Source organism: Archangium sp. (genome assembly GCF_036277355.1).
In the GTDB taxonomy this organism is placed as follows: domain Bacteria; phylum Myxococcota; class Myxococcia; order Myxococcales; family Myxococcaceae; genus Archangium.
The window spans coordinates 68,831-83,607 of sequence record NZ_DASUNC010000166.1; the positions used below are offsets into that span (position 1 = coordinate 68,831).

Annotated in this window: 13 protein-coding genes; 5 read left to right on the forward strand and 8 right to left on the reverse strand. The window is 69.5% G+C overall.

Annotated features, from left to right (window positions below; all coding sequences use genetic code 11):
* Positions 1-135: 135 nt before the first annotated feature.
* Genes VFZ09_RS40895 through VFZ09_RS40905 form a run of 3 tightly spaced genes read right to left on the reverse strand, consistent with a single transcriptional unit; the run spans position 136 to position 2,728 of the window.
* Positions 136-927 (reverse strand): ABC transporter permease, encoded by a 792-nt coding sequence (locus tag VFZ09_RS40895; RefSeq protein WP_329733219.1) that lies wholly within the window; start codon positions 925-927, stop codon positions 136-138.
* Positions 928-932: 5 nt separating this feature from the next.
* A complete protein-coding gene (locus VFZ09_RS40900) occupies positions 933-1,736 on the reverse strand; it encodes an ABC transporter permease (protein WP_329733220.1) in 804 nt (267 codons plus the stop codon).
* Positions 1,733-2,728: an ATP-binding cassette domain-containing protein gene (locus VFZ09_RS40905; protein WP_329733221.1), complete on the reverse strand. Its 996-nt coding sequence runs from the start codon at positions 2,726-2,728 to the stop codon at positions 1,733-1,735. Before VFZ09_RS40905 ends, VFZ09_RS40900 begins: the two co-directional genes overlap by 4 nt.
* Before the next feature lie 62 nt (positions 2,729-2,790).
* On the opposite strand from VFZ09_RS40905, the gene VFZ09_RS40910 reads away from it, so the two are divergent.
* On the forward strand, positions 2,791-4,011 hold the full coding sequence (locus tag VFZ09_RS40910) for a small ribosomal subunit Rsm22 family protein (RefSeq protein ID WP_329733222.1): 1,221 nt from the start codon (positions 2,791-2,793) through the stop codon (positions 4,009-4,011).
* A gap of 42 nt (positions 4,012-4,053) precedes the next feature.
* On the opposite strand, the gene VFZ09_RS40915 is transcribed toward VFZ09_RS40910, so the two are convergent.
* From VFZ09_RS40915 to VFZ09_RS40930, 4 genes are all read right to left on the reverse strand, one after another.
* On the reverse strand, positions 4,054-4,242 hold the full coding sequence (locus tag VFZ09_RS40915; RefSeq protein ID WP_329733223.1) for a hypothetical protein: 189 nt from the start codon (positions 4,240-4,242) through the stop codon (positions 4,054-4,056).
* 13 nt (positions 4,243-4,255) lie between these two features.
* On the reverse strand, positions 4,256-5,626 hold the full coding sequence (locus tag VFZ09_RS40920; RefSeq protein ID WP_329733224.1) for a sensor histidine kinase: 1,371 nt from the start codon (positions 5,624-5,626) through the stop codon (positions 4,256-4,258).
* A gap of 166 nt (positions 5,627-5,792) precedes the next feature.
* Positions 5,793-6,668 carry a hypothetical protein gene (locus tag VFZ09_RS40925; RefSeq protein WP_329733225.1) on the reverse strand — a complete coding sequence of 292 codons (876 nt, stop codon included), beginning with the start codon at positions 6,666-6,668 and terminating at the stop codon, positions 5,793-5,795.
* 57 nt (positions 6,669-6,725) lie between these two features.
* Positions 6,726-8,114, reverse strand: coding sequence for a M20/M25/M40 family metallo-hydrolase (locus VFZ09_RS40930; protein WP_329733226.1), 1,389 nt, complete (start codon positions 8,112-8,114; stop codon positions 6,726-6,728).
* A 143-nt stretch (positions 8,115-8,257) separates the two neighbouring features.
* On the opposite strand from VFZ09_RS40930, the gene VFZ09_RS40935 reads away from it, so the two are divergent.
* From VFZ09_RS40935 to VFZ09_RS40945, 3 genes are all read left to right on the forward strand, one after another.
* Positions 8,258-8,629, forward strand: coding sequence for a response regulator transcription factor (locus tag VFZ09_RS40935; RefSeq protein WP_329733227.1), 372 nt, complete (start codon positions 8,258-8,260; stop codon positions 8,627-8,629).
* A 20-nt stretch (positions 8,630-8,649) separates the two neighbouring features.
* The gene (locus tag VFZ09_RS40940) at positions 8,650-9,552 is read left to right on the forward strand and encodes a TIGR02266 family protein (protein ID WP_329733228.1); all 903 of its coding nucleotides are present in this window, start codon (positions 8,650-8,652) and stop codon (positions 9,550-9,552) included.
* Positions 9,553-9,731: 179 nt separating this feature from the next.
* Positions 9,732-11,339: an ATP-binding protein gene (locus tag VFZ09_RS40945; RefSeq protein WP_329733231.1), complete on the forward strand. Its 1,608-nt coding sequence runs from the start codon at positions 9,732-9,734 to the stop codon at positions 11,337-11,339.
* On the opposite strand, the gene VFZ09_RS40950 is transcribed toward VFZ09_RS40945, so the two are convergent.
* Entirely contained in the window at positions 11,336-12,478 is a 1,143-nt protein-coding gene (locus VFZ09_RS40950; protein WP_329733229.1) for an RNA methyltransferase, read from the reverse strand. The genes VFZ09_RS40945 and VFZ09_RS40950 overlap by 4 nt on opposite strands.
* A gap of 71 nt (positions 12,479-12,549) precedes the next feature.
* Between VFZ09_RS40950 and VFZ09_RS40955 the strand changes: the two genes are divergently transcribed.
* The gene (locus tag VFZ09_RS40955) at positions 12,550-13,434 is read left to right on the forward strand and encodes an oxidoreductase (protein WP_329733230.1); all 885 of its coding nucleotides are present in this window, start codon (positions 12,550-12,552) and stop codon (positions 13,432-13,434) included.
* Positions 13,435-14,777 lie beyond the last annotated feature (1,343 nt).

The following is a 14,777-nucleotide window of genomic DNA, read 5'->3' on the forward strand; positions in this document are numbered from 1 at the left end:
CGCGCTTCGGGATTCAACCCGGGTGACGGGCACCCTCACCCCGTCCCTCTCCCGAGGGGAGAGGGGAAGTGGGCAGGGGAAATGGGCAGGGGAAATGGGCTCGGACTGCATCAGGAAAGTCAGGGAGGGAGGCGCTCAACTACTCGCGGAGGTGTAGTGGCCGATCGAGTGCAGCCACACCCGCCGCGACAGGAAGGCGAAGAGCATGGAGCCCACCACCGCCCAGACGAGCGACATCCACGGCAGCCGTCCCAGCATGGCCTGCGCGGGGAAGGTGGTCATCACCGCCAGCGGAATGACGAAGGTGAAGACGAAGGCCAGCAGCCCGCGGAACACCGAGGCCGGCCAGCGCGCCGCGTCGAAGATGGACGTGAAGAAGTACGTGAGGTTGTCCACCTTCACCACGTAGAAGGCCGCGCTCACCGTCAATATCCACAGCGAGTAGAGCAGCAGCACGCTCGTGCCCAGCAGCACCAGTGAGGCCAGCACGCCCACGAGCGAGGGAGCGCGGCCAATGAGGTGGAAGCCGTAGGCGAACAACCCCAGGCCCGCGAGCACGTTGATGGAGCGCCACGGCAGGAAGCGCGCGGTGGACACCAGGAACTGCGCGTCCGCGGGCTTGAGCAGCACGAAGTCCAGCGTCCCCTTGCGGATGTGCTCCACCACGCCGGTGAGGCTCGGGTTGATGGCGCCCTCCAGGATTCCCTGCAGCAGGGTGAACCACCCGATGACCAGCAGCGCCTCGCCGAAGCTCCACCCGGCGATGGACTGCCGCTCGCGGTAGACGACGAACAGCGGGGCCAGCGCGGTGGCCGTCCAGAAGAGGGAGATGATGCCCTCGATGACGAAGTCGCCCCGGTATTGCATCGCCAGCAGGCTCGAGGCCCGCAGCTGCACGCCGAGCAGACCCAGGTAGCGCCTCAGCATCTCCCTCACCCTCCAAAGGCCGCGAAGCGCTTCAGGCCCCGGTTCCAGAGTCCCAGGCTGATGGCCAGCATCAACCCCACCCACAGCCACTGGCGCCCCAGCAGCCCCAGCGCCGCCCCGAAATCGTGCGCGTTCGTCATCAACTCCACCGGCAGGCCGATCTGATAGCGGAAGGGCAGCCAGTCGAGGATCTTCCGCCACAGGGGCGGGAAGAGGTCCACCGGATAGAGGTAGCCCGAGCACACGAAGAAGAGCGCCAGCCACACGTCCATCAGCTTGGTGCTGCTCTCCATGTAGAGACTCAGCGTGCCGATGGCCACGTTCACCAGGAAGGTGATGAGCCAGCCGCCGAAGAGCGACACGAGGAAGAAGGCCCAGCCCCACGCCGTCTGGGGCACCGAGCGCCAGCCCACCGTGGACACGGCGAAGAGGGCCACCGGCACCACCACGAACAGCCGCATGGGCATGGCGCCGATGTTCTCCGCCGCGTAGCCCCACAACGGCGAGATGGGCCGCAGCAGGCGCATGGCCAGCGTGCCCTGGCGGACCTCGTAGTTGATCATCCACGCCGCCCACGCCCCCGTCATCTGGCGCACCACGAAGGCCGCCAGGAAGTAGCGCACGAAGTCCTGCGAGCCGTACGGGCCCACGGGCGCCTCGCGCGCCACCGCCGTCCACAGCGCCATCATGATGAGCGGCATGGTGGTGGACAGCACCCAGACGAACATCTCCGCCCGGTAGGCCACCGCCTCGGAGACGCCGATGCGCAACAACGTGGGCAGCGCCCGCAGTGTGCTCCGCGCGCTCATGTGCCCACCTGCTCCCGGCGCGCCTTGCTCTCGGCGAACAGCTCGCTCATGACCTCCTCCAGCGGCGCGTTCTCCACCGTCAGGTCCTGCACCGGCAGGCTGGAGAGGGCCCGGCTCACCGTGGCGTTGACGGCGTCCTGCGGCACCTGCAGCACCGCCGTGGCGTTGTCGTGCGTCACCACCTTGCCCAGGGCCGCCAGGCTGTCCGCCGCCACCGCCTGCTCGAGGCGCAGCACCACCCGCTTCTCCGGCCGCACCCGCTGCACCAGCGCGTCCAGGCCCCCGTCGTACGACAGCAGGCCCTTGTCGATGACGATGACGCGCGGGCACAGCGCCGCCACGTCGTCCATGTAGTGGCTGGTGAGGATGAGCGTGGCCCCGTTGCGCTCGTTGTAGGACTTGATGAAGGTCCGCATGGTGGCCTGCATGGACACGTCCAGGCCGATGGTGGGCTCGTCCAGGAAGAGCACCCGGGGCCGGTGGATGAGGGCCGCCGCCAGCTCGCACTTCATCCGCTCGCCCAGCGACAGCTGCCGCGCCGGCTTGCCGATGAGCTCCTCCAGCTCCAACAACGTCACCAGCTCGTCCAGCGTCTGCTTGTATTGGGCGCGGGGGACGTCGTAGATGGCGCGATTGAGCTCGAACGTCTCGGCCGGCGGCAGGTCCCACAGGAGCTGCTGCTTCTGCCCCATCACCAGCATGATCTTCTTGAGGAACGCATCCTCGCGGTGGCGGGGAACATGACCATCCACCCGCACTTCACCGCTCGACGGGTGGAGCAACCCGGAGAGCACCTTGAGGGTGGTGGTCTTCCCGGCCCCGTTGGGACCGAGGAAGCCCACGCGCTCGCCGGGCTTTATCTCGAAGGAGATGCCATCCACCGCCTTCACGGACGTATAGGTCCGGTGGATGACGGAGCGGAGGGCGGCCTTGAGGCCAGGCGGGCGCTTGTGGACCTGGTAGTGCTTGCGCAGGTCTCGGACGGAAATCATTTGGGACGGGGTTTAACGCGGTTGCCCGGCAGAGGCGACCCCTCGTTGGAAGGCAGGGTTGGATGAGTGGCGCTTACGGCAAGGACCTGGAGCGGTGGATACCGCGGCTCATCGCCGTCTGGCGCGAGGCCCGGAAGCGAGGGGATGGCCCCGAGACGCGCCTGACCCCCCAGGAGGTGAAGGAGGTGGGCGCGGGGGTGAAGCAGCTCTCGCTCGGGCTGACGCGCGACCGGAAGCTGGCCGGCGCGAAGTACATGGACGACCCGAAGCTGCTGGGCGCCTACCTGCTCTTCTACTGGCCCGTCTCCTACGCCCAGGCCCGCGAGGCGCTCGGGGAGCTGCCCAACCGGCCACGCACCGTGCTGGACCTGGGGAGCGGACCGGGCCCCATGGCCTTCGCCGCGCTGGACGCGGGGGCCGCCGAAGTGACGGCCGCGGACCGGAGCAAGCCTGCGTTGACGCTCGCCCGGGCGCTCGCCGCGGAGGCGGGCGAGGCACTGGCCACCCGGGAGTGGGATCCCACGCGCAAGGCGGCCCCGCCCGAGGGCAAGTACGACCTCATCACCATGGGCCATGTGCTCAACGAGCTGTACGGCTCGGGGGACGAGGCGGTGAAGCCGCGGGCGGCGCTGCTGGAGCAGGTGCTGGCGCAGGTGAAGCCGGGCGGGAGCCTGCTGGTGCTGGAGCCGGCGCTGCGCGAGACGTCGCGGCTGCTGCTGAAGGTGCGGGACGAGATGGTGGAGAAGGGCTACGCCATCCGCGCGCCGTGCATGTACCGGGGGGCGTGCCCGGCGCTGGTGAAGGAGAGCGACTGGTGCCACGCGGAGCGCGACTGGCCGATGCCCAAGGTGGTGGAGGAGATCGCCCGGGCGGCGGGGCTGCACAAGGAGTCGCTGAAGATGAGCTACCTGATGCTGGCGCCCAAGGGCGAGGGCTGGCCGGAGCCGAGGCCGGAGCGGCTGTTCCGCATCGTGTCCGAGTCGCTCGAGGGCAAGGGGCGGCAGCGCTTCATCGGCTGCGGGCCCGAGGGCCGCATGGGACTGGCGATGCAGGAGAAGCACCGCACGGAGAAGAACGAGCGCTTCTTCAAGCTGCACCGGGGGGACGTCATCTCGGTGACGAACACGGAGGCGAAGGGAGACGGGCTCGCGCTGGACGACACGTCCGAGGTGAAGGTGGTGGCCTACGCGGGCAAGGGAGTCCCCCCTGCCCCGCCCCCCTCGCCCCCCACTCCGCCCCCCACCCCTCTCCCCTCGGGAGAGGGAAAGGGTGAGGGTACCTGAGCCCCGGGTTCCCCCAGGAAGAGGGCCCGTGGCGCCAGGGCCCTACTTGAGAGGAGTGGAGAACCCGCCGTCGAGCAGCAGGCCGCGCATGAAGCGGAAGGCGAGCACGCTCTCGCGGGCGGAGACAACGAGGGCCTGGGCGAGCACGCTGGCCTCGACGCGCAGCAGCGTCAGGGAGCCCGGCGAGGGAGCATCGGTGCGAGCGGCATTCAGGAGGGACGTGACGTTCATGGGAGCCGACTCTTCACCCTCCATGAGGAGCCCGCGTTGCACCCGGGTCAACTCCTGGTGACATCGTACCGGGAGGCGTCGCCCGCGCCTTCTCCACGGGCCTCGGCAGCCGGACGGTGAAGCACGAGCCCCTTCCGGGCTCCGACTCGGCCTCGATGCGGCCCCCGTGCCCGGTGACGATGCCATAGGCGACGGCCAGACCCAGGCCCGTCCCCTCGCCCACGGGCTTGGTCGTGAAGAATGGCTGGAAGAGCCGGCCCAGGGTCTCCTGGGACATGCCCGCGCCGTTGTCTCGCACCCGCACGAGCACCTCGTCGGGCCCGGCGGAGGTGCTGACCTTCACCACGCCGCCCTGGGAGGGCAGCGACTGCGCGGCATTGACGATGAGGTTCACGAGCACCTGGCCAATCTGCCGGGGCTGGCCCACGAGAGGTGGGAGCTCGCCGAGCTCCAGCTCCACGCCGCAGCGGTGCTTCAGCTCGCCCTGGGAGAGGCGGATGGCGGAGGAGACCTCGTGATTGAGATCGAACTCGACGGGCGCTTCCGGGTCGTTGCGCGCGAAGCGGCGCAGGTCCGCCACGATGGCATTGACGCGGCGGATGCCGTCGAGCGTCGCGGGCAGCACGTCGTCCACGTACTCGCGCAGCTCCTCCGGGAGCTGGGGCTGCGCCGCCAGGTCCTTGCTGAGCGACCGGATGTTGCTGGTCACGAAGGCCATGGGGTTGTTGATCTCATGCGCGATACCGGCCGCCAGCATGCCCAGGCTGGACAACTTCTCCTGCGCCACGAGCTGGGCCTGCATCCGCAGCAGCCGCTGGTGACTCTCGCGCGAGGCGTCCAGTGCCGCGGCGAGCTGCTGGCAGCGCGCCTCTCCGATGCAGAAGAAGAGGACGGCCATGACGCAGAACATGGCGATGAACGAGGGCTCGAGCCCCGTGCGCAGCGCCAGCCCGGCCGACACCGCGAGGAAGACGGCCAGCCCGGAGCGGTGCATGGCGGCGTGGCTCTCCCGCTCCCGGAACCCACTGAGGAAGAACGCCTGGAAGAGCACGTTGAACCAGGCCAGCAGGTTCCAGTGAAGGACCTCGGACATGGCCGTGCTGATGAGCAGGTTGGTGCCCATGATGAGCCACCCCCCGAGCACTTCCCGCTTCGTCCGGTTCATCCAGTGGGCCAACAGGATGTTGAGCCCGGCGCGGGCGACGAACAGCGCGCAGAGCACCCCCACGGTCACCCACTGCCCCCAAGCACTCGCCACCAGGATGACCTGGAAGATGAGCGAGGACAGCACGGCCCAGAGAATGAGCCGGTGGTTCACGGGATTGGCGTGGGCCTCACTGCCGACGCCCGTCCCGGAGAGGGCAGGCGGTTGACGCATGTCCATGTCGCGCTCGCGACCGCTGCGCCACGTGCCCCCCTGGCGTCCGGTGCGACTCCTCTTTCGCTCTCCGGAGAGGAGCGTAGGACATGGGCGGAGATGGCAGCAGACCCGCCGTGCCAGGAGCGCTCGACCGCCCCCGGGACTGTGCGCTGGAGCACACCCGGAATGTTCAGATCGCCAGGCCGAACGAGAGGTACGGGCCGGGCAGCACGTCCTGGTGGACGACGCCATCCACATGGCCCGCGTCGTTCAACACCAGCATGCGCATGCCACCGCGCAGGGCCAGCATGCGCCAGTCGCCGAAGTACCACGCCAGTCCCCCCGCCGCGTCGAGCTGGCGGTAGGGCCACGGGGTGAGCTGCACCCGGGCCTCCAGGGACAGCGCGCTCACCAGGTACAGCTCGGACGAGAGCCCCACGCTGGGGCCGACGAAGGTGACATCCGGCGCCTTCGCGATGGACAGGCCCCCCTCCAGCCGCACCCGCCCCGCCTGGCCCTTCAACACGGCCATCGACAGGTGCAGCGCCGTCACGGAGATGTCGTCCGTCACGCCGAGCCCATCCTCCGCTCGCAGGGAGAGCGCGCTCGCACGTACGAAGCCTCCGAATTGCTCCCCCTCCAGGCCCAGATGGAGGCCCACCCCCGCGCCCTGGCGCATGGCATTGGCCTCGATTCCCAGGGTGAAGTTCCTGTGCCGGCGGGACGCGAACGTGTCCTCGTGCCCGGAGGAGCGCGGTCGACTGGGCGTCACATACCCGGGCGTCACATAGGTGGTGGGGGGCTCCACGTAGTCCTGCGGCGGCGGATACGACTCCACCGGGGGGGCATCAGGCACGTCGCCGCCGGAGCCCGAGTCCTCCGTCACGGGAGAGGCATCGTGCACGGGGCCGCTGGAGCTCACGGGGGAGGCGTCATGGGTCCGCGAGCCCGACGCCTCCTCGTCCGAGGACGTCGAGCTCTTGCCGAAGCGGGCCTCCGCGGAGGCGGACGTGAGCAACGCCCCGGCGAGCAGGGCACACGACAGGACATGGCGGGGCGAGGACATGAGGGATTCCCGGTTCTGAACGACTCATGCCCCCGGACGCACCCGGCCCGGCGATATTCAACCCTTCAAGTCCTTCGCCAGCTCCTCGTAGAGGTGGATGGCGCTGCGCACCGCTTTCTCATAGTCGCCCAGGTGCAGGCTCTCGTTTTCCGAGTGCGCGTTCGTGTACGGGTCCTCCACGCCGATGAGCAGCGCCGGCACGCCGCCCAGCTCCTTGGCGAACGGCTCCACGAAGGGAATCGACGCACCGCATCCAATGGCCACCGGCTCCGCCCCGTAGCCCTTGCGCAGCGCGCGGAACGCCGCCTGGAAGGCCGGGTGCGAGATATCCGTGAACCACGGGCCCGCGGGCGGGTCCTGCTTGATGTGAAGCTCCAGGCCCCAGGGCACCACCTTCTTCAGGTGCTCCACCAGCCGCCGCTGTACGTCCTGCGCGTCCATGTCCGGCACGACGCGGATGCCCACGCGCGCCCACGCCACGTCGCAGATGATGTTGCGCGCGTCCTTGCGGCTGCTGGCCTGGATGGCGTTGATGGCCAGCGCCGGCTGCCGCCAGTTCATCTCCCACGGGTGGCGCCCACCCAACATCTGCGCCCCCGGCACCATGCCCACCTGCTTCTTGAAGTACTCCGCGTCACCCGGCAGCGCCTGGATGCTCTTGCGCTCGGCCTCGCTCAGCGGACGCACCCTGTCGTAGATGCCCTCGATGGCGATGCTCCCGTCCGGATTCGTCAACGTCGCCAGCATCCGGCACAGCGCCATCACCGGGTCCGGCACCGGCCCGCCCCACATGCCCGAGTGCACCGCCTGCCGCAGCGCGCGCACCTCCACGTCCACCGTCACCAGTCCGCGCAGCGCCGTGGTGATGGACGGCAGCCCCGTCTCGAAGTTCGACGTGTCCGTCAGCACGATGGCGTCCGCCTTCAGCAGCGCCTTGTGCTTCTGCAGGAACGTGCCGAGGTGTTCGCTGCCCACCTCTTCCTCGCCCTCGATGACGACCTTCACGTTGAGCGGCAGACCTCCCGTGCCCTTCAGCCACGCGTCCACCGCGGAGGTGTGCACCACGATGCCCGCCTTGTCGTCCGCCGAGCCCCGGCCGTACAGCCGCCCGTCCCGCTCCCGCGGCTCGAACGGCGGGCTCTTCCACGCCGCCTCGTCTCCCGCCGGCTGTACGTCATGGTGGGCATACAGCAGCAGCGTGGGTTTGCCGGGGGCCTTCAAAATCTCGCCATACACATACGGATGTGCGCCTTGTATCTCCAAAAGCTGCACATTTTCGAACCCACGCGACTTCAACAGCCTCGCTGTGGCTTCCGCGCTCGCGCGCACGTGAGCGGGATCGAATCCGTCAAAGGACACACTGGGAATGCGGATCAACTGCTTCAAATCTTCGAGATAGCTGTTCTTCTGCGCGTCGAAATGGGCCAGGGCCTTGTCGGTGGACATGCTCCCTCACTTACTCGAAAAGCAGGCGGCGCGGGCCGCATCCGTCGACTTCCCGTCCATCCTCTTTCACACTGCGTTCAGCGATGCACGGCGTTTCAGGTTGTGCGGGCATTCGACTGGCGTATGCTTTATCATTCACACGCATGACCACCCCGACGCTGCTGCTGGTCGATGACGATCGTTTCGTCCGCCACCTCCTGAAGGACGCCATCCACGAGAGTGGGCTGGACGTGAGGCTGCTGGAGGCCTCGGATGGACAGGAGGGGCTCGAGGTGGCGGCGCGTGAGCGGCCCTCGGTGATGCTGCTGGATCTCTTCATGCCCCGGCGCAGCGGGCTGGAGGTGCTGGCCGCCATCAAGGAGTCGTCTCCCGATACACGGGTGCTCATCATCAGCAGCATGGATGCCGAGCCCGTGGTGGAGCAGGCGATGTCCGCCGGAGCCGTGGGCTTCGTGGGCAAGCCCTTCCACCCGCTGGAGATCGCCCTGGCCGTCCGGCAGGCTCTGGCCCACTGAGCCCCTCTCGAGGTGACCGCGTGTCGACGAATTACTGGATCGGAGATTCCATCGGTCGCGTGCTGGGGCCCCTGACGCTCCAGTCGCTGCGTGAGCTGATCGGCTCGGGGCGGCTCAAGGCCGTCACCCGCGCCTCGCGTGACGGCTCCTCGTGGGAGCCCATCGAGCAGTTCAACGAGGTGAAGGACCTCCTGAGCTCGCTCAAGAGCAACCCGGCCGCCGAGCAGCAGCAGGCCGAGCGGCTGCGCCAGCAGCTGCGGCAGATGCAGGGCATGCCGGCCCACCAGCTCTTCGGCCTGAAGCCGGACGCGCCGGTGGAGGAGCTGCGTGGCGCCTTCTTCCGCCTGGCGAAGCGCTACTCGCCGGAGCACCAGGGGCCGGACACCCACCCCGAGCTGCGCAAGGTGCACGCCGAGGTCTTCGAGCTGCTCTCCAGCCGCATGCGCGAGGCGGAGGCCCACGCCCCTCGCGCGGCCCCGGGCGCCCGGACGGGCACGCCCCACGCCGGGGTGCGCGCCGTCCAGCAGCAGCAGGCCCCGGTCTACACGTACTCGGCCGACGAGTTCGTCGGGCTGCAGCAGACGCGCAACGACCGGCTCCAGGTGGACGTCAAGGTGACGCCCCGCACCCTGGGCATCTTCACCGACCACCGCATCATCAACCTCCAGGCCGGCGGCCTCTTCATCCCCACCGACAAGCCGCTGCAGCTGGGCACGCGCGTGGAGCTGGTGCTCCACTTCGAGCAGCAGCAGAAGCAGATCAAGCTGCGCAGCTCCGTCATCTGGGAGTACACGCTGGATGACGGCAAGCAGCCGCGGGGCTACGGCCTGGGCCTGGCGGACCTGCGAGCCGAGGAGCGCACGTTCCTCGACGAGTTCCTCCGCAGCGGCGGCCGCCCCGTGGCGCCTACAACAAGCCGCTGAGGAAGATGGCGGCCAGCATCAGGTAGCCGGCCGCCACCACCACCACGGCCTTCAGTTCCAGCCCGTCCGGATTCGTCACGTTGGCGAAGCGCATGTGCAATTCCCCCGTCATGCCCTACGCTTCGGTCTACGGAGCACGGCGGAAGTGATTGCATCCGGGAGGAAGTGAAGTGTCCGACATGGCGGAGTACCGGCCGCTCGAGGGGCTCCCCGCTCCCATCCTGGTGGTCCGCGACAACCACGTGCTCTACGCCAACCCGGCGCTGCTGCGGTTGCTGGGCATCGGCCTGGAGGAGGTGCGGACCACCGAGCTCCTGAAGCTGCTGACCCGCTACGCGCCCGCGGATCAGTCATGGCTGGAGCCCATTCACGCGAACTACGCGGGCGGGCAGGGCTTCCCCGACACGGTATGGGTCCGCATCCGCGAGGCGGGAGGCCAGGAGCGCACCTGGTGCATGCGCCGGGGCGAGGGGCCGCGGCCCGGAGAACTGCTGCTGATGCTGTTCGACGCCGAGGGCGAGGCCAACACGCGGCGGCTCACCGAGGCACTCGTACAGGCGGCCGGTGAGCTGGTGCGCTGCCGGGACGAGCAGACGGTGCTGGAGACGGCCGTGGAGGCCATCCACCAGCAGGGCTTCTTCGTGACGGTGCTGTTGCTCGAGGGGGAGATGCTCGTCCATGGGCCGATGCGGCAGGACCCCGCCCAGGTGGCCGCCGGCGAGCTGCTCTACGGGCAGCCCATCCAGGAGGTGCGCTTTGCGCGCTCCAGCGTGCCCCACCTCGCGGAGGTGCTCACCCGGCGCAAGGCGGCCTTCCACCCGGAGCTCCTGCGGGCGATGGAGAACTTCTATCCCTCGGAGCTGCTGGCGCAGATGCGGCGTGCCCACCCCATCGTCCGGGGCCTGGACGCGCCCATCTTCGTGGAGGGACAGCCCTACGGGGTGCTGTCCGTCCAGGGCGAGACGCTGACGCCCACGAGCGCGGCCACGCTGGAGCTGTTCGCGCGGCAGGTGGGCGGGGCGCTGGAGAACGTGCGCCACCACCGGCTGGCCGCCCTGCGGCTGGCCGAGCTGTCCCGGCTGCAGTCGGAGCTGGTGGCGCAGGAGCGGCTGACGGTGCTCGGCGAGGCCGCGGGCGTGGTGGCCCACGAGGTGCGCAACCCGCTGGGCTCCATCCTCAACGCGGTGGCGGTGCTCAAGCGGGACAAGCTGGGCCCCGTGGGCACGAGCGCGGTGGAGATGTTGGAGGAGGAGGCCACGCGGCTGGACGCGATGGTGAGGGACCTGCTGGACGTGGTGCGTCCGCTGGAGCCCCGGCCGCGCCCGCTCAGCCTGGGAGAGCTGGCCCGGCGCACGCTGGAGCTCTTCCACGAGCGGCGCCAGCTGGGCACCGTGAAGGTGACGGTGGACGAGACGCCCGGCCTGCCCGTGATTCAAGCGGACGAGTCCCTGCTGCAACTGGCGCTGGAGAACCTGTTGCGCAACGCGGTGCAGTCCTCGCCCACGGGAGGACAGGTGCGCGTGGCGGTGGAGGGTGTGCCGGAGGGCCTCTGCCTCATCGTGGAGGACCAGGGCCCCGGCGTGTCCTCGGGGGACGCCCAGCGCATCTTCGAGCCCTTCTTCACCACGCGCACCACGGGCACGGGCCTGGGCCTGGCCGTGGTGCGGCGGGTGGTGCTCGCCCACGGGGGCACGGTGTCGGTGGGCCAGCGGCACGGAGGCGGCGCGCGTTTCGAGCTGAGGCTGCCGCTCCAGCTGGAGCCGAAGCCCCTTCCGCTCGCCCGTTAGAGCGGGCACAGCAGGAGGCGGCAGCGCAGGCCTCCGTTGCGCACCGGGAGATTCCGGCCCTCGGGCAGGCCCAGCGCGCGGACGAGGCCCGGGTCCTCCGGGAGCAGCACCGCGGCGCGCCAGCCCGGGAAGGCCCGCCGGAAGGTGGCGCCCATGGCTCGGTACAGCCCCGGCAGGTCCTCCGCCTCCCCCACCCGCTTGCCGTAGGGAGGATTCACCACCACCAGCCCGGGCCCGAGCCCCGCGGGAGCCGCCAGCGTGCGCACGTCCTGGCGCTCCAGCGTGAGCGTCACCCCGGCCCGCCGCGCGTTGCGCCGCGCCGTGCCCAGCGAGCCCGCGTTGATGTCGTAGCCCCGCAGCGCCGAGCGCGGTGAGGGCAGGGCCTCCGTCTCCGCCCTCGCCTTGCGCGCGCTCCAGGCCGCCGCGTCGAAGCCGGGGAAGCGCTCGAAGGCGAAGGCGCGCTGGAGCCCCGGCGCCCGCCGCTGGGACATCCACGCGCCCTCGATGAGGAAGGTGCCCGAGCCGCACATCGGGTCCACCAGCGGCTCCACCCCGTCATACCCGGCCAGCACCAGGATGCCCGCGGCGAGCGTCTCGCGCAGGGGCGCCCGGCTCACCTCCTGCCTGTACCCGCGCCGGTGCATGGGCTCGCCGCTGGTGTCCGCGCTCACCGTGCAGGTGTCGCCCTCCACGCGGACCAGCAGGGTGAGGCCCTCGGAGGACTCCTCGTCCAGCGGGCCCGCGCGCTCCACCGAGGGCAGTCCCCAGGCCCGTGCCGCGGCGGCCAGCACCGCGTCCGGCCCCTTGAAGCGCGCGCGGTGCAGCACCACCGAGAGCCTCGGCGCCGTCCGCCCGTCCCACACCGGGCCCAGGGGCAGCCCCGCCAGGCCCTTGGCGAGGGCCCCGGCGTCCGCGGCGGCGAAGCGACCCAGGCGCAGCCACACACGGCTCGCCGTGCGCAGGCGCAGGTTGGCCTCCTGGTACAGCCCCGGCGCGCCCGTGAGCTCCACGCCGCCGTCCACCGGACGGGACGAGAAACCCAGGGCCTCGGCCTCGGCGTGCACGGCGGGCTCCAGCCCCGGCAGCGCCGGGACGAAGACGTGCTCCCTCTGTTGGACGTTCGTCACCTGAAGCGGCATTGTCCGCGGCTGACGCCCGGCCGCAATGCTTTCCTCGAAGGAACGTCCACCGGGCTGGTAGGAAACAGGCCATGAGCGCAGCCGTGACGACCGCCCGGAACCGCCCCAGGGAGTACGAGGTAACGGTGAGCGAGGTGCGCCTGGAGACGCACGACACCGCCACCCTGTCCCTGGACTTCGGCCCGGAGCGCCCCGAGTACAAGGCCGGCCAGTTCCTCAACCTGGACCCGCACCAGTTCCCCGCCCTGGGCCGCTTCGCCGCCTACCTCCAGGAGCACAAGGGCCGCAAGGAGCCCGCGCGCTCGTACTCGCTGGCCTCCGCGCCACACGAGCCCCGGGTGGCCATCACCGTGAAGGACGAGGACTACATCCCCGGCTTCACCCGCTACCCGCCCCTGCTCTCGCCCTACCTCGTCCACGCGCCGCTGAAGGGCTCGCGCATGAAGGTGCTGGGCTTCATGGGGCCCTACGTCCTGCCGGACGACGTGGAGGAGCGCACGGACCACCTCGTCCACGTCGTCGCCGGCTCGGGCGCGGTGCCCAACTTCTCCATCATCAAGGACGCCCTGCACCGGGGGCTCAAGCCGCGCCACACCGTCATCTGCTCCAACAAGACGTGGGGCGACATCCTCTACCGCGAGGCCTTCGAGGCGCTCGAGCGCGCGCACCCGGACAAGCTGCGCGTGGTGCACACCCTCACCCGGGAGACGGACGAGTCGCGCTTCGGCGCCGCCGTGCGCAAGGGCCGGGTGGGCGAGGCGCTGCTGGAGGAGCTCATCCCGGACCGGGCCACGTGCCTCGTCTACGTGTGCGGCCCGGCCATCACCCCGTGGGACCGGCGCAAGGCGCTGGAGACGCGCACCCCCGCCACGCCGCGCTTCATGGAGACGGTGCTCGGCCACCTCCACACGCTCGGCCTGGAGGACAAGCGCATCAAACGGGAGTCGTACGGGTAGGCTCGGGAGGCGGGGTTCTCAGCCCGGGACGCAGTACCAGGGGTCATCCGGATAGTGCCGCCCACAGGTCAGCCCCGGCCCGCAGGTCTCGGGAGACTCTGGCTCACAGGGCTTGCGGCACCCGAAGTCGTGGCAGAAGTACCCAGCGGGGCAAGAGGCATCCTTGTCACAGATTCGTCTGCATTCCGTCCGGAGTTCCCAGGGACGCTGCGGAGGTTCGAGCACCCGACAGAGATGCTTCTCTGGACACGGAACCTTCCGGCAGTCCTCACCCTGCATCCGGGCACACACAGAAACGCCCTTTCCGCGTGGAAGACACTCCAGACCGTCGGGACAGGAGCGGCCCTCACATGTGGGTAGACATGAGGGTGGCCCTTGAGGACCTTCCGCGCAAAAGAAGCCATCAGGGCAACTGGACGGGTCCTCCAACCGGCACGGACGGCCGCACCGCCCCTGACAAAGCAGGCCCTGCTCACAGCCATCGCGCTGGACCGCGGGGAGCACCTTACACCGCTCGCCCTCCTTCCTCTGTCCCACGAGCGAACAGGTACGAACAATCGCCCTACCATCAACGGTCTTGAGGGGCACACAAGAGAAGCCTTCGTCACATTGCTGGTCTGTTTCGCACGTGCTGTCCAGACACATATGTAGCGCCGAAGCCCTCTTGATGAGGCATCCCAGCGGTGGCTCGCAGTCCGCGTCCGTATGACAGTCCCTTCGGTAGGTCAGCAGGGATTGCCGGACATCGTGGGCCAGTACCGGAATGAGCTTCGACGCCTGCCGCTCGCCAAGGCTCGTCCGCGGCATGGCAATGGAGAGCAGCCATGCAAGTGGAAGCAGGAGAAGCGTACAGGCCAAGGTCATCAGGAGCACGCGCCGCAGCATGAGGCGTCCCATCAAGAATCAATCACCTACCACTCCTCTTCGACCTCATGAGGAAGAGGACACTGCTCAGGACAATCTCCTGAATGGTCGACCGCAGTGCCACAGCGAAGCACCCACTGTTCGTCCGTCAAGGGGCACGACCTGAGATCCAATGTCTCTCTGAGGATGTTCTTGTGGAAGGTCTTCTGCACGTAACCTTCCTTGCCCCAGGTGGACGGGCAGGCCGTCCCCAGGACGAGCAACGGCATCCAGGCCAGCAGTCTTCCGGTCATGAGCCCCCTCCGCAGTCAGCGGGCCCGCATCTGAGCATGGCCGCGCCTCGCGGACAACGGCTGCCACCGCGCCGCATGACCTGCTAGGTTCACCCGCCGGAGGAACTTCCGGAGTGACCCTCGTCCTTCCGCGCCGTGCCCTGTGTCTGCTGCCCCTGGTGGGCGCCACTTCCGCCGCGGCCCAGC

Coding starts and splice junctions, on each gene's coding strand:
- VFZ09_RS40895 (WP_329733219.1), bottom strand. CDS start 927: ATGCTGAGGCGCTACCTGGGTCTGCTCGGCGTGCAGCTGCGGGCCTCG.
- VFZ09_RS40900 (WP_329733220.1), bottom strand. CDS start 1,736: ATGAGCGCGCGGAGCACACTGCGGGCGCTGCCCACGTTGTTGCGCATC.
- VFZ09_RS40905 (WP_329733221.1), bottom strand. CDS start 2,728: ATGATTTCCGTCCGAGACCTGCGCAAGCACTACCAGGTCCACAAGCGC.
- VFZ09_RS40910 (WP_329733222.1), top strand. CDS start 2,791: ATGAGTGGCGCTTACGGCAAGGACCTGGAGCGGTGGATACCGCGGCTC.
- VFZ09_RS40915 (WP_329733223.1), bottom strand. CDS start 4,242: ATGAACGTCACGTCCCTCCTGAATGCCGCTCGCACCGATGCTCCCTCG.
- VFZ09_RS40920 (WP_329733224.1), bottom strand. CDS start 5,626: ATGGACATGCGTCAACCGCCTGCCCTCTCCGGGACGGGCGTCGGCAGT.
- VFZ09_RS40925 (WP_329733225.1), bottom strand. CDS start 6,668: ATGTCCTCGCCCCGCCATGTCCTGTCGTGTGCCCTGCTCGCCGGGGCG.
- VFZ09_RS40930 (WP_329733226.1), bottom strand. CDS start 8,114: ATGTCCACCGACAAGGCCCTGGCCCATTTCGACGCGCAGAAGAACAGC.
- VFZ09_RS40935 (WP_329733227.1), top strand. CDS start 8,258: ATGACCACCCCGACGCTGCTGCTGGTCGATGACGATCGTTTCGTCCGC.
- VFZ09_RS40945 (WP_329733231.1), top strand. CDS start 9,732: ATGGCGGAGTACCGGCCGCTCGAGGGGCTCCCCGCTCCCATCCTGGTG.
- VFZ09_RS40950 (WP_329733229.1), bottom strand. CDS start 12,478: ATGCCGCTTCAGGTGACGAACGTCCAACAGAGGGAGCACGTCTTCGTC.
- VFZ09_RS40955 (WP_329733230.1), top strand. CDS start 12,550: ATGAGCGCAGCCGTGACGACCGCCCGGAACCGCCCCAGGGAGTACGAG.